The sequence below is a fragment of the Blastococcus sp. HT6-30 genome (genome assembly GCF_039729015.1).
GTDB lineage: Bacteria > Actinomycetota > Actinomycetes > Mycobacteriales > Geodermatophilaceae > Blastococcus.
In genome coordinates this window covers 2,606,461-2,619,805 of record NZ_CP155792.1, presented here as the reverse complement: position 1 = coordinate 2,619,805, position 13,345 = coordinate 2,606,461, and the positions used below count along the sequence as shown (strand labels likewise).

The 13,345-nt window shown below is 67.4% G+C and carries 9 protein-coding genes and 3 rRNA genes; 9 read left to right on the top strand and 3 right to left on the bottom strand.

Annotation, left to right across the window (positions count from 1 at the left end):
- Positions 1-125 precede the first annotated feature (125 nt).
- The 3 genes from ABC795_RS12595 (at position 126) to rrf (ending at position 5,472) form a co-directional block, all read left to right on the top strand.
- Positions 126-1,647: ribosomal RNA gene (locus tag ABC795_RS12595) — 16S ribosomal RNA — on the top strand.
- Between the two features lie 470 nt (positions 1,648-2,117).
- Positions 2,118-5,244 (top strand): 23S ribosomal RNA (locus tag ABC795_RS12590).
- Between the two features lie 111 nt (positions 5,245-5,355).
- A 5S ribosomal RNA gene (gene rrf / locus ABC795_RS12585) occupies positions 5,356-5,472 on the top strand.
- Together the 16S, 23S and 5S rRNA genes form the textbook arrangement of a ribosomal RNA operon.
- Positions 5,473-5,572: 100 nt before the next feature.
- Here the strand turns inward: rrf and ABC795_RS12580 are convergent.
- The gene (locus ABC795_RS12580) at positions 5,573-6,238 is read right to left on the bottom strand and encodes a DUF2461 domain-containing protein (RefSeq protein ID WP_347057532.1); all 666 of its coding nucleotides are present in this window, start codon (positions 6,236-6,238) and stop codon (positions 5,573-5,575) included.
- The gene (locus ABC795_RS12575) at positions 6,235-6,798 is read right to left on the bottom strand and encodes a GNAT family N-acetyltransferase (protein WP_347057531.1); all 564 of its coding nucleotides are present in this window, start codon (positions 6,796-6,798) and stop codon (positions 6,235-6,237) included. The genes ABC795_RS12580 and ABC795_RS12575 overlap by 4 nt, the downstream gene beginning before the upstream one ends.
- A gap of 66 nt (positions 6,799-6,864) precedes the next feature.
- Between ABC795_RS12575 and ABC795_RS12570 the strand changes: the two genes are divergently transcribed.
- Positions 6,865-8,079, top strand: a complete 1,215-nt coding sequence (locus ABC795_RS12570) for a crosslink repair DNA glycosylase YcaQ family protein (RefSeq protein ID WP_347057530.1) — start codon at positions 6,865-6,867, stop codon at positions 8,077-8,079.
- On the opposite strand, the gene ABC795_RS12565 is transcribed toward ABC795_RS12570, so the two are convergent.
- Positions 8,051-8,473 carry a DUF1232 domain-containing protein gene (locus ABC795_RS12565; RefSeq protein WP_347057529.1) on the bottom strand — a complete coding sequence of 141 codons (423 nt, stop codon included), beginning with the start codon at positions 8,471-8,473 and terminating at the stop codon, positions 8,051-8,053. The genes ABC795_RS12570 and ABC795_RS12565 overlap by 29 nt on opposite strands.
- Before the next feature lie 70 nt (positions 8,474-8,543).
- On the opposite strand from ABC795_RS12565, the gene thyX reads away from it, so the two are divergent.
- The 5 genes from thyX to ABC795_RS12540 all read left to right on the top strand — a co-directional run bounded on the left by thyX (position 8,544) and on the right by ABC795_RS12540 (position 13,286).
- A complete protein-coding gene (gene thyX, locus ABC795_RS12560) occupies positions 8,544-9,296 on the top strand; it encodes an FAD-dependent thymidylate synthase (RefSeq protein ID WP_347057528.1) in 753 nt (250 codons plus the stop codon).
- A gap of 77 nt (positions 9,297-9,373) precedes the next feature.
- Entirely contained in the window at positions 9,374-10,180 is an 807-nt protein-coding gene (locus ABC795_RS12555; protein WP_347057527.1) for a thymidylate synthase, read from the top strand.
- Positions 10,177-10,683 (top strand): dihydrofolate reductase, encoded by a 507-nt coding sequence (locus tag ABC795_RS12550; protein WP_347057526.1) that lies wholly within the window; start codon positions 10,177-10,179, stop codon positions 10,681-10,683. Before ABC795_RS12555 ends, ABC795_RS12550 begins: the two co-directional genes overlap by 4 nt.
- A gap of 9 nt (positions 10,684-10,692) precedes the next feature.
- Positions 10,693-11,589, top strand: a complete 897-nt coding sequence (dapA, locus tag ABC795_RS12545) for a 4-hydroxy-tetrahydrodipicolinate synthase (protein WP_347057525.1) — start codon at positions 10,693-10,695, stop codon at positions 11,587-11,589.
- Positions 11,586-13,286, top strand: coding sequence for a ribonuclease J (locus tag ABC795_RS12540; protein ID WP_347057524.1), 1,701 nt, complete (start codon positions 11,586-11,588; stop codon positions 13,284-13,286). Before dapA ends, ABC795_RS12540 begins: the two co-directional genes overlap by 4 nt.
- Positions 13,287-13,345: the final 59 nt, after the last annotated feature.

The window sequence follows — 13,345 nt, the reverse complement described above, 5'->3', positions numbered from 1 at the left end:
ACTCAACAGCGTGCCGAAAGTCAGTGCCAAGTAATACCCCGTGCCGGTCTTCGGGCCGGCTGGGATTCCTTTGGTTGATTGATATCGAGAGTGTCAGCTCTCGGTTCTCAGCTGCGATCAGATCATCTACGGAGAGTTTGATCCTGGCTCAGGACGAACGCTGGCGGCGTGCTTAACACATGCAAGTCGAACGGTGAACTCCGCTTGCGGGGATCAGTGGCGAACGGGTGAGTAACACGTGGGCAACCTGCCCCTGGCTCTGGGATAACTCCAAGAAATTGGGGCTAATACCGGATATGACCGCTGGCCGCATGGTCTGGTGGTGGAAAGATTTATCGGCTGGGGATGGGCCCGCGGCCTATCAGCTTGTTGGTGGGGTAGTGGCCTACCAAGGCGACGACGGGTAGCCAGCCTGAGAGGGTGACCGGCCACACTGGGACTGAGACACGGCCCAGACTCCTACGGGAGGCAGCAGTGGGGAATATTGCGCAATGGGCGGAAGCCTGACGCAGCGACGCCGCGTGGGGGATGACGGCCTTCGGGTTGTAAACCTCTTTCAGCAGGGACGAAGCGAGAGTGACGGTACCTGCAGAAGAAGCACCGGCCAACTACGTGCCAGCAGCCGCGGTAATACGTAGGGTGCAAGCGTTGTCCGGAATTATTGGGCGTAAAGAGCTCGTAGGCGGTTCGTCGCGTCGGCTGTGAAAACCTGAGGCTCAACCTCAGGCCTGCAGTCGATACGGGCGGACTTGAGTTCGGCAGGGGAGACTGGAATTCCTGGTGTAGCGGTGAAATGCGCAGATATCAGGAGGAACACCGGTGGCGAAGGCGGGTCTCTGGGCCGAAACTGACGCTGAGGAGCGAAAGCGTGGGGAGCGAACAGGATTAGATACCCTGGTAGTCCACGCCGTAAACGTTGGGCGCTAGGTGTGGGGGCCATTCCACGGTCTCCGTGCCGCAGCTAACGCATTAAGCGCCCCGCCTGGGGAGTACGGCCGCAAGGCTAAAACTCAAAGGAATTGACGGGGGCCCGCACAAGCGGCGGAGCATGTTGCTTAATTCGATGCAACGCGAAGAACCTTACCTAGGCTTGACATGCACGGAAATCCTCCAGAGATGGTGGGTCCGTAAGGGCCGTGCACAGGTGGTGCATGGTTGTCGTCAGCTCGTGTCGTGAGATGTTGGGTTAAGTCCCGCAACGAGCGCAACCCTCGTTCTATGTTGCCAGCACGTGATGGTGGGGACTCATAGGAGACTGCCGGGGTCAACTCGGAGGAAGGTGGGGATGACGTCAAATCATCATGCCCCCCCCCTTATGTCTAGGGCTGCAAACATGCTACAATGGCCGGTACAAAGGGCTGCGATACCGTAAGGTGGAGCGAATCCCAAAAAGCCGGTCTCAGTTCGGATTGGGGTCTGCAACTCGACCTCATGAAGTTGGAGTCGCTAGTAATCGCAGATCAGCAACGCTGCGGTGAATACGTTCCCGGGCCTTGTACACACCGCCCGTCACGTCACGAAAGTCGGTAACGCCCGAAGCCGGTGGCCCAACCCTTGTGGAGGGAGCCGTCGAAGGCGGGATCGGCGATTGGGACGAAGTCGTAACAAGGTAGCCGTACCGGAAGGTGCGGCTGGATCACCTCCTTTCTAAGGAGCACTGGCCGCGTCCCTGTGGGGTGGTCCAGAGCCGCGCTCAGGGCATGACGGTCCGCCACTACCGGTGGGCTGCACAGTTCCTGGGGTGGTGCTCGAGGGGAACGCTGACCAGTTCGGTAGGCAGCTGCTGCTGCTCCTAGTACGGCGTCTGCTCTGTCCTTCGGGATGGGGTGGGTGTGGGGAACGGGGTGGGAGGGGTGGGTTGGTCGTAGGCACGCTGTTGGGTCCTGAGGGAGCGGGTTGGTCCGTTTCTTCGTGTCAGGGCCTCCTGGTTCTCGTACCGTCACCGTGTCCCTTGTGTGGGGTGGGTGGGTCTGGCGGGGATGGTGTGGGGGTGGCTGGTCGTACGTTGAGAACTGCACAGTGGACGCGAGCATCTTCTGACTCTGATTAGCAGAGTTTCGAGTTTGTAGGCCCGTCTCATCATTTCCTTCCGGGGGTGTGGGGCGGGATTTTTGTGTGGCCAAGTTGTTAAGGGCACACGGTGGATGCCTGGGCACCAGGAGCCGATGAAGGACGTAGGAGGCTGCGATAAGCCTCGGGGAGCTGTCAACCGAGCGTTGATCCGAGGATTTCCGAATGGGGGAACCCCGCACCAGTCATGTGGTGTGACCCGCGCCTGAACACATAGGGCGTGTGGAGGAACGTGGGGAAGTGAAACATCTCAGTACCCACAGGAAGAGAAAACAACAGTGATTCCGTGAGTAGTGGCGAGCGAAAGCGGAAGAGGCTAAACCGATCGCATGTGATAGTAGGGCGTTGTGTGGTCGGGGTCGTGGGACAGTTCAGCATCCTCTGCCGGGGGTGCAGGGAGTCATAAAGGACTTGTGTTAGTGGAAGGCCTCTGGAAGGGGTCGCCGTAGAGGGTGATAGCCCCGTACACGAAAACTCAGTCTCTCCCGAGCTTGTTTCCCAAGTAGCACCGAGCCCGTGAAATTCGGTGTGAATCTGGCGGGACCACCCGCTAAGCCTGAATACTCCCTGGTGACCGATAGCGGACAAGTACCGTGAGGGAAAGGTGAAAAGTACCCCGGGAGGGGAGTGAAATAGTACCTGAAACCGTGTGCCTACAAGCCGTGAGAGCTTCAAGCCTTTCGGGGCTGGGGTGATTGCGTGCCTTTTGAAGAATGAGCCTGCGAGTTAGCGGTACGTGGCGAGGTTAACCCGTGTGGGGAAGCCGTAGCGAAAGCGAGTCCGAACAGGGCGGTTTGAGTCGCGTGCTCTAGACCCGAAGCCGAGTGATCTACCCATGGCCAGGTTGAAGCGCGGGTAAGACCGCGTGGAGGACCGAACCCACCAGGGTTGAAAACCTGGGGGATGAGCTGTGGGTAGGGGTGAAAGGCCAATCAAACTCGGTGATAGCTGGTTCTCCCCGAAATGCATTTAGGTGCAGCGTCACGTGTTTCTTGCCGGAGGTAGAGCACTGGATGGCCGATGGGCCCCACAAGGTTACTGACGTCAACCAAACTCCGAATGCCGGTAAGTGAGAGCGTGGCAGTGAGACTGCGGGCGATAAGGTTCGTAGTCGAGAGGGAAACAGCCCAGATCATCGGCTAAGGCCCCTAAGCGTGTGCTAAGTGGAAAAGGATGTGGGATCGCAGAGACAACCAGGAGGTTGGCTTAGAAGCAGCCACCCTTGAAAGAGTGCGTAATAGCTCACTGGTCAAGTGGTTCCGCGCCGACAATGTAGCGGGGCTCAAGCACACCGCCGAAGCCGTGGCATTCACACGTTCGCCCGCTGGTGCCTTTCGGGGTGCTTAAAGCCAGGTGTGTGGATGGGTAGGGGAGCGTCGTGTGGCGGTGGAAGCGGCGGAGTGATCCAGCCGTGGACGCCACACGAGTGAGAATGCAGGCATGAGTAGCGAGAGGGGAGTGAGAACCTCCCCGCCGGAAGACCAAGGGTTCCTGGGCCAGGCTAATCCGCCCAGGGTGAGTCGGGACCTAAGGCGAGGCCGACAGGCGTAGTCGATGGACAACGGGTTGATATTCCCGTACCCGCGAAGGAACGCCCATGCTGAACCCAGCGATGCTAACCCACCGAAGCCGGTGCGCCCACTTGTGGGTAATCCGGTGGAGCTGGGGACCCGGACTGGTAGTAGGCAAGCGATGGGGTGACGCAGGAAGGTAGTCCTACCGGTGAGTGGTAGTACCGGTGCAAGGGTGTGGCCCGTGACGTAGGTAAATCCGCGTCGCACACAGGGTGAGGCCCGACGCATAGCCGAATGAGGCGAATTGGATGATCCTATGCTGCCGAGAAAAGCCTCTAGCGAGTTCCGAGCGGCCCGTACCCCAAACCAACTCAGGTGGTCAGGTAGAGAATACCGAGGCGATCGAGCGAACTGTGGTTAAGGAACTCGGCAAAATGCCCCCGTAACTTCGGGAGAAGGGGGCCATCTACTGTCAACATCCTTGCGGTGGGCAGCGGTGGGTGGCCGCAGAGACCAGTGAGAAGCGACTGTTTACTAAAAACACAGGTCCGTGCGAAGTCGTAAGACGATGTATACGGACTGACGCCTGCCCGGTGCTGGAACGTTAAGGGGACGGGTTAGTGCACTTCGGTGTGCGAAGCTCAGAACTCAAGCGCCAGTAAACGGCGGTGGTAACTATAACCATCCTAAGGTAGCGAAATTCCTTGTCGGGTAAGTTCCGACCTGCACGAATGGCGTAACGACTTCTCAGCTGTCTCAACCACAGGCTCGGCGAAATTGCACTACGAGTAAAGATGCTCGTTACGCGCGGCAGGACGGAAAGACCCCGGGACCTTTACTATAGCTTGATATTGGTGTTCGGTTCGGCTTGTGTAGGATAGGTGGGAGACTGCGAAGCGGGCACGCCAGTGTTCGTGGAGTCGCCGTTGAAATACCACTCTGGTCGAATTGGATGTCTAACCTCGGTCCGTGATCCGGATCAGGAACAGTGTCAGGTGGGTAGTTTAACTGGGGCGGTTGCCTCCCAAAATGTAACGGAGGCGCCCAAAGGTTCCCTCAGCCTGGTTGGCAATCAGGTGTCGAGTGCAAGTGCACAAGGGAGCTTGACTGCGAGACCGACGGGTCGAGCAGGAGCGAAAGCTGGGACTAGTGACCCGGCACCGGCATGTGGAAGCGGTGTCGCTCAACGGATAAAAGGTACCCCGGGGATAACAGGCTGATCTTCCCCAAGAGTCCATATCGACGGGATGGTTTGGCACCTCGATGTCGGCTCGTCGCATCCTGGGGCTGGAGTAGGTCCCAAGGGTTGGGCTGTTCGCCCATTAAAGCGGTACGCGAGCTGGGTTTAGAACGTCGTGAGACAGTTCGGTCCCTATCCGCCGCGCGCGTAAGAGACTTGAGAAGAGCTGTCCCTAGTACGAGAGGACCGGGACGGACGAACCTCTGGTGTGCCAGTTGTACCGCCAGGTGCACTGCTGGTTAGCTACGTTCGGCAGGGATAACCGCTGAAAGCATCTAAGCGGGAAGCTCGCTTCAAGATGAGGTCTCTCACCGGGTCAACCGGGTAAGGCCCCCCCAGACCAGCGGGTTGATAGGCCGGAAGTGGAAGCACCGCAAGGTGTGGAGCTGACCGGTACTAACAGGCCGAGGGCTTGACCACACACACCCGCATCCATCGGGGTCTGTGACAGGTCAGGGTCACAAATTTTGCTACGCGTCCACTGTGCGGTTCTGAACGCACGAACCAGTTGGTTCGACAGGTTCACAGAGTTACGGCGGCCATGGCGAGAGGGAAACGCCCGGTCACATTCCGAACCCGGAAGCTAAGCCTTTCAGCGCCGATGGTACTGCCCTGGAGACGGGGTGGGAGAGTAGGACGCCGCCGGACAACCATTCCCGAAGGGGCCCCAGCATCCGTGCTGGGGCCCCTTCGTGCGTTGCCCGCTGCCTCGTCGCGGCCGCGCCCGGCCTCAGGCGGGGGCGCGCGGTCAGCGGTGGGGACGCGGGTCTTTCGTGGTGGCGCCGACGTTGTGGGCCAGCCAGGCGTTGAGCGTCTCCAGCTCCCGCCAGGACTGCTGTACGCGCTGCAGCGCCTCGCGGGTGTGCAGCCAGTCCCCGGGTGTCCGCCGGCGGGTGGCATGCAGCGCCTTGTGCTTGAGCAGGTCGATGCGCTCGTCGTCGGAGGAGTAGCCGGCGGGCACGCGGACGAGCCGATCGCCGGCGATCTCCCAGCCCGACGCCGCGAGACGGTCGACCTCCGCCGCCAGCATGGGGCCCTGCACGGGGTCGGCGACGGCCCGCCGGTAGCGGGCGATCTGGTCGGACTCCAGCCGCCAGCACCCGCCCGCGACCATCAGCCCGTCGGCGTCGACCTGCACGTACCAGGCGCCCGCTCCCCGACCCGCCGGGTTCACCACCGCACCCTGGTGGGTCTTGTAGGGGGTCTTGTCGCGGCTGAACCGCACGTCGCGGTGCGGCCGGAACAGCTTTCCCGCGCCGAACTGGGGCGCGAGCTCGTCGACGAGCGCCTGCATCGGGATGCGGATGCAGGCGTCGTAGTCGGCCTTGTGCGTCGTCCAGTAGACCTTGGAGTTGTCCGCCTCGAGGCCCTCGTAGAAGACCAGTCCCTCGTCGGGGAAGCCGGCGAAGCTCACGGTCTGCTTCCCTCCTCGTCGTCCAGGACGGTGTACCAGCGCAGTTCCCGCAGCGGTGCGTCTCCGGTGTCCAGCGTCCGCGCCCACCCGTCGGGAGCCCAGCCGGCCGACTCGTAGAAGTCCGCCGACGCCCGGTCGGACTCCGCCAGCCACACCTCGAGGCGTCGGGCGCCGTCGGCGGCCGCCAGGTCGGTGGCGGCGGCGAGCAGCCGGCTGCCGTGCCCGCGCCTGCCCCAACGGGGCTCCACGAGCAGGGTGGTCACCTCACCCACGCCGGCGCCGACGGCGACCGCGGCGAACCCCACGACGACGTCCTTCTCGACGGCCACCAGCACCCGGTGGGACGTGGAAGGTGGCGACGTGACCGCGGCCTGCCACGAGGCGGCGACGGCCGGCTCGTCCCAGGCGTCGAGGATCTCGGCGGGCAGCACGGCGCGGTAGGCCGTGCGCCAGGTGATGCCCTGGACCCGCGCGATGGCGGCGGCGTCGCCGGGCCGGGCCGCCCGCACCGAGACGTCCGCGGACCCCGTGCGTCGTGGGAAGGGGAGATCCGAGGTCACCCGGGCAGCGTAGGCCGCGCGGGCCGGCTCGGCGGGCTTCGTACCGGACGGGGAGGATCGGCGGACGTGAGCCCCGTCGAACGGCTGCCGGCCGCGCTGGCCCGGCGCATCGCGCTGGCCGCCCAGGGGTTCGCCGTGCCCCGACCGGCCGCACCGGCGGGCATCCGGCAGCTGCGCCGGCTCACCGATCGGCTCGGCGTCGTCCAGATCGACTCGGTGAACGTGCTGTCCCGGTCGCACTACCTGCCCGCCTTCAGCCGGCTGGGCCCCTATCCGCGGGCCGCTCTGGACGCGCTGTCCAACCGGCGCCACGACCTGTTCGAGTACTGGGCGCACGAGGCCTCCTTCCTGCCGGTCCACCTGCACCCCTTCCTGCGCTGGCGCATGGCCGCCGCCGAGCAGGAGGCGTGGGGGTCGATGATCCGGGTCCAGCGCGAGCGGCCGGAGTACGTGGCCTCGCTGCTGGAGCGGGTCCGCACCGACGGCCCGCTCAAGGCAAGCCACCTGCAGGGGGAGCGGCCGAACCGCCCGGGCAGCATGTGGAACTGGCACGCCGGCAAGGCCGCGCTGGAGTACCTCTTCTTCACCGGCGCGCTCACCGCCACCGCGCGGACCGCCGGCTTCGAACGCGTCTACGACCTGCCCGAGCGCGTACTGCCCGCCGAGGTGTTGCACGCCCCCACCCCGGCGCGCGCCGACGCGGTCCGCGAGCTGGTCCGCACCGCTGCCCGGGCGCTGGGGGTGGCGACCGAGACCGATCTGCGCGACTACTTCCGGCTGACCCCCGCCGACGCCCGGGCCGCGATCATCGAGCTGGCCGACGCCGGGGAGCTGCTGCCGGTCGAGGTGGCCGGCTGGGGGCGCCCCGCGTGGCTGCACCCGGCGGCCCGGCGTCCCCGGTGGATCCGGGCGCGTGCCCTGCTGAGCCCGTTCGACTCCTTGGTGTGGGAGCGCCCGAGGGTGGAGCGGATCTTCCGGTTCCGCTACCGGCTGGAGATCTACACGCCCGCGGCGAAGCGGGTGCACGGCTACTACGTGCTGCCGTTCCTGCTCGGTGACCGGCTGGTGGCGCGGGTGGACCTGAAGGCGGACCGGCGAACCGGGGTGCTGCGCGTCCAGGCCGCGCACGCCGAGGAGCACGCCGACCCCGGGATCGTGGCGGAGGCGCTCGCCGCCGAGCTGCGCCTCATGGCGGACTGGATGGGCCTCGGCGACGTCGTCGTCGCCGACCGGGGCGACCTCGCGCCGCACCTCACCCGGGCGGTGAGGGCGGAGGGGTGAGGCCGGCCAGCCGGCGGACGACGGCGAGCCCCGCCGCCTCCCCGGGCCAGTGCCGCACCAGCGCGTCGTCGCCGGCCCGGCGGACCACCGAGCGCAGCGCCCACGCCGTCACGACCACGTCGTCGGCGTAGCCGAGCACCGGGACGACGTCGGGCACCAGGTCCACCGGCGACAGCAGGTAGGCGAGCAGCAGCCACAGGCGCACGCGCACCGCGCGGGGGAGCGACCGGTCGGCCGCGAGGCGGCGCACCAGCCGCAGGAGGTCGGGCAGCAGGCGCAGCGAGTCACGCACGGTCAGCCCGTCCGGGCGGTCGCGCCACAGCAGGGCCAGCGCCAGCAGCCAGAGCAGCAGGAGACCACCGGCGACGGCGAGCAGCACGCGCAGCCAGTCCACGCGGCCCAGTCTGCCGGGCGGCCGGTCCGGCGGCGGGGAGACGCCCGGAGGCCGCCGTACGCTCCCAGGCGTGCCCCCGGTCGTGCCGCTCCGAGTCCAGGTCATCGCGCAGACGCAGTTCACCCCGCCGGCGGACGTGCCGTGGGAGACCGACGCCGACGGTGGCCAGGCGCTCGCCGAGTTCGCCGGCCGGGCCTGCTACGAGTCGTGGGGAAAGCCCAACCCGGCGACGGCGACCAACGCCGGCTACCTGCGGCACATCCTCGAGGTCGGGCACCTGGCGGTGCTCGAGCACGGCACGGTGAGCATGTACCTGTCCGGCGTCTCCCGGTCGCTCACCCACGAGCTGGTCCGCCACCGGCACTTCTCCTACAGCCAGCTGTCCCAGCGCCACGTGCCGGAGCGCGACGCCGCCGTCGTCGAGCCGGCCGTCATCGCCGAGGACCCGGAGCTGCACGCCCGGTTCGTCTCGGCGACCGACGCCGCCCGCGCCGCCTACGACGACCTGCTGCAGGGCCTGGCGGAGCGCCTCGCCGACGTCCCCCACACGACCCTGCGTCGCAGGCAGGCGCTCCAGGCCGCGCGCTCGGTGCTGCCCAACGCGACCGAGACGCGGATCGTGGTCACCGGGAACTACCGCGCGTGGCGCCACTTCGTCGCCATGCGGGCCAGCGAGCACGCCGACGTCGAGCTCCGCGAGCTCGCGGTCGCCTGCCTGCGCGAGCTGCACCGGATCGCGCCCAACGTGTTCGGCGACTTCCGGATCAGCACGCTGGCCGACGGCACCGAGGTCGCCGCCAGCCCGTTCGTCACCGAGGGCTGAGCGCCTCGGCCGCACCTCTGGCACCGGCCGTCGCGGGGCTTCCGGAACGGTCCCCGGTCCGCCGTACCCTCGGGTCCGTGGCAGCTCCGATCGACACCCAGTACGAGGACCTCCTCCGGCGCATCCTGGAGCAGGGGACGCCGAAGGACGACCGGACGGGCACCGGCACCGTCAGCCTCTTCGGCGAGCGGCTCCGGTACGACCTGTCGGAGACCTTCCCCCTGGTGACGACGAAGAAGGTCCACTTCAAGTCGATCGCCGTCGAGCTGCTGTGGTTCCTGCGCGGGGACAGCAACGTCGGCTGGCTGCGGGAGAACGGCGTCACGATCTGGAACGAGTGGGCGTCCCCGGAGGGCGAGCTCGGCCCGGTGTACGGCGTGCAGTGGCGGTCCTGGCCGACGCCCGACGGCGGGCACGTCGACCAGATCGCGCAGCTGCTGGACACGCTGCGCACCGACCCCGACAGCCGCCGCATGATCGTCTCGGCCTGGAACGTCGCCGCCCTGCCCGACATGGCGCTGGCGCCCTGCCACGCCTTCTTCCAGTTCTACGTGGCCGACGGCAAGCTCTCCTGCCAGCTCTACCAGCGCAGCGCCGACATGTTCCTCGGCGTGCCGTTCAACATCGCCAGCTACGCCCTCCTCACCCGGATGATCGCCGCCCAGGTGGGTCTGGCGCCCGGCGACTTCGTCTGGGTGGGCGGCGACTGCCACATCTACAACAACCACGTCGCGCAGGTGACCGAGCAGCTCTCCCGCGAGGTGCTGCCCTTCCCGGCGCTGGACCTGGCCGCGGCCCCCTCGCTGTTCGACTACACCTACGAGCACTTCTCCGTGCGCGACTACCGACACCACCCCGCGATCCGGGCAGCCGTGGCGGTGTGAGCGTCTCGCTCATCTGGGCGCAGGCCCGCGACGGGGTGATCGGGGCCGACGGCGGCCTGCCGTGGCACCTGCCCGAGGACCTCGCGCTGTTCCGGCAGCTGACGACGGGCTCGACCGTCGTGATGGGCCGGCGCACCTGGGAGTCGCTGCCCGAGCGCTTCCGCCCGCTGCCGGGCCGGCGCAACGTCGTCCTGACGTCGGACCCGGCGTGGTCGGCCGACGGGGCGCACCGTGCCGCGTCGGTGGAGGCGGTCCTCGCCGAACACCACCCGTGCTGGGTGATCGGCGGGGGAGAGGTCTACGCCGCCTTCCTGCCGCACGCCGACCGGCTGGTGATCACCGACGTCGACGTCCACGTCGCGGGCGACACCTGGGCGCCGGCGCCCGGCCCCGGGTGGCGCCGCGTGTCGCGGGCGCCGGTCGAGGGGTGGACGACGTCGTCGTCCGGGCTGCGGTTCGCGGTGTCGGAGTACGTGAGGGAATCAGTTCCCTCCGCTGGGTAGATTCTCCTCATGACCACCGACCCCGCCCGGCCGTTCGGGCGCCTCCTCACGGCGATGGTCACCCCGCTGGCCGAGGACGGGTCGATCGACCTGGCCGGAGCCCAGGAGCTGGCCGCGCACCTGGTCGACCGGGGTGGCAACGACGGGCTGGTCGTGTTCGGTACGACGGGTGAGTCGCCGACGATCAGCGACGCCGAGCAGCGCGCCGTCCTCGAGGTGGTGCTGGACGCCGTCGGCGACCGCGCCACGGTCGTCGCCGGCGTCGGGACCTACGACACCGCCCACTCGATCGACAAGGCCCGGGCGGCGGCCGAGCTCGGCGTCCACGGCCTCCTGGTCGTGACGCCGTACTACAGCCGGCCTCCGCAGGCGGGCGTGCTCCGCCACTTCACCTCGGTGGCCGACAGCACCGACCTCCCGGTGATGCTCTACGACATCCCGGTGCGCACCGGCACGCCCATCGAGGTGGAGACCCTGGTGCGCGCGGCGGAGCACCCGCGGATCGTCGCGGTGAAGGACGCCAAGGCCGACCTCGGCGCCATGGCCTGGACGATGGCCCGTACCGACCTCGCCTACTACAGCGGCGAGGACATGCTGAACCTGCCGATCCTCGCGCTGGGCGGCGTCGGCATGGTGAGCGTCGTCAGCCACGTCGTCGGCCCCCGCCTGGTCGAGCTGATCGCCGCTGTCGAGGGCGGGGACCTGGTGAAGGCCCGCGAGATCAACGACAGCCTGCTGCCGGTCTACACCGGTATCTTCCGCACCCAGGGCGTCATCACGGTGAAGGCCGCGCTCAACGCGCTCGGCCTGCCGGCCGGACCGGTCCGGCCACCGCTGGTCGACGCCACCCCCGAACAGTTCGCGCAGCTGCGCGACGACCTCGCCGCTGGAGGCGTAACCCTGTGAGTGGTCAGGTCACCCAACCGCACCTCGATCTCAAGGCCCCCCCGGCGCTGCCCGAGGGCGGGCTGCGCGTGATGGCCCTCGGCGGGCTCGGCGAGATCGGCCGCAACATGGCCGTGCTCGAGTTCGACGGAAAGCTGCTGGTCATCGACTGCGGCGTCCTCTTCCCGGAGGCCGAGCAGCCGGGGGTCGATCTCATCCTGCCCGATTTCGGCGTCATCGAGCACCGGCTCGACGACATCGTCGCCGTCGTCCTCACCCACGGGCACGAGGACCACATCGGGGCCATCCCCTACCTGCTGCGGCTGCGCGAGGACATCCCGCTGGTCGGCTCGCGGTTCACCCTCGCGCTGGTCGCGGCCAAGCTCCGCGAGCACCGGCTGGACGCGACCCTGGTCGAGGTCGCCGCCGGCGACGACCACCTGGCGGGGCCGTTCCACTGCGAGTTCATCTCGGTGAACCACTCGATCCCCGACGCGCTCGCCGTCGCCGTGAACACCCCGGCGGGCCTGCTGGTGCACACCGGCGACTTCAAGATGGACCAGCTGCCCCTGGACGGTGTGCTCACCGATCTGGGGGCGTTCGCCCGGCTGGGCGTCGAGGGCATCGACCTGCTGCTGGCCGACTCCACCAACGCCGAGGTGCCCGGCTTCGTCACGCCCGAGCGCAGCATCGGTCCGGTGCTCGACGACGTCTTCGCCCGCGCCTCGCAGCGGCTGATCGTCTCCAGCTTCGCCAGCCACGTGCACCGGATCCAGCAGGTGCTCGACTGCGCGGACAAGCACGGCCGCAAGGTGGCGCTGGTGGGCCGCTCGATGGTCCGCAACATGGGCGTGGCCCGCGACCTGGGACTGCTGCGGGTGGCACCCGGCCTCATGGTCTCCCTGGACGACGCGGCGAAGATGCCGCCCGAGCAGGTCGTCCTGGTCAGCACCGGCTCGCAGGGCGAGCCGCTCTCCGCGCTGGGTCGCATGGCCCGCGGCGACCACCACCAGGTGACCATCGAGGCCGGTGACACCGTCGTCCTCGCCTCCTCGCTGGTGCCGGGCAACGAGACCGCCGTCTACAAGGTCATCAACGGCCTGGCGCGGCTCGGCGCCACGGTCGTGCACAAGGAGACCGCCCGCGTGCACGTCTCCGGGCACGCCCCGGCCGGCGAGCTGCGCACGCTGCTCAACGTCGCCAAGCCGCACTACCTGATGCCGGTGCACGGCGAGTGGCGGCACCTGCGGGCGCACGCCAAGCTCGCCCAGGAGACGGGCATGAGCACCGACCGCATCCTCCTGGCCGAGGACGGCGTGGTCGTGGACCTCGTCGACGGCAAGGCCTCGATCGTCGGGTCGGTGCCGATCGGTGACGTCTACGTCGACGGGCTCAACGTCGGCGACGTCGGCGAGGAGTCGCTGCAGGCCCGCCGCATCCTCGGCGACGAGGGCTTCGTGTCGCTGACCGTGGTGATCGAGCCGTCCACCAGGACGATCGTGCGGCCGGTCCACCTGTCCACCAAGGGCTTCTCCGACGACCCGTCGGCCTTCGACGAGGTGCTGGCGCTGGTCGAGGACAACCTCAAGCGGGCGCTGGCCGACGACGGCGTCGACGCACACCGGCTGTCCCAGATCATCCGGCGCACCGTCGGCAAGTGGGTGTCGGACAAGCACCGCCGCCGCCCGATGATCATCCCGACGGTGCTCGAGGTCTGACGGCTCCGAGCGGCTCGCCGAGCACGGGGCATGTGCCTCGAGGGCGCGTTCTGAACACC

Excerpts from the sequence above, each read along its gene's own strand:
- dapA (WP_347057525.1), top strand. The coding sequence starts at position 10,693 with ATGACCACCGACCCCGCCCGGCCGTTCGGGCGCCTCCTCACGGCGATG.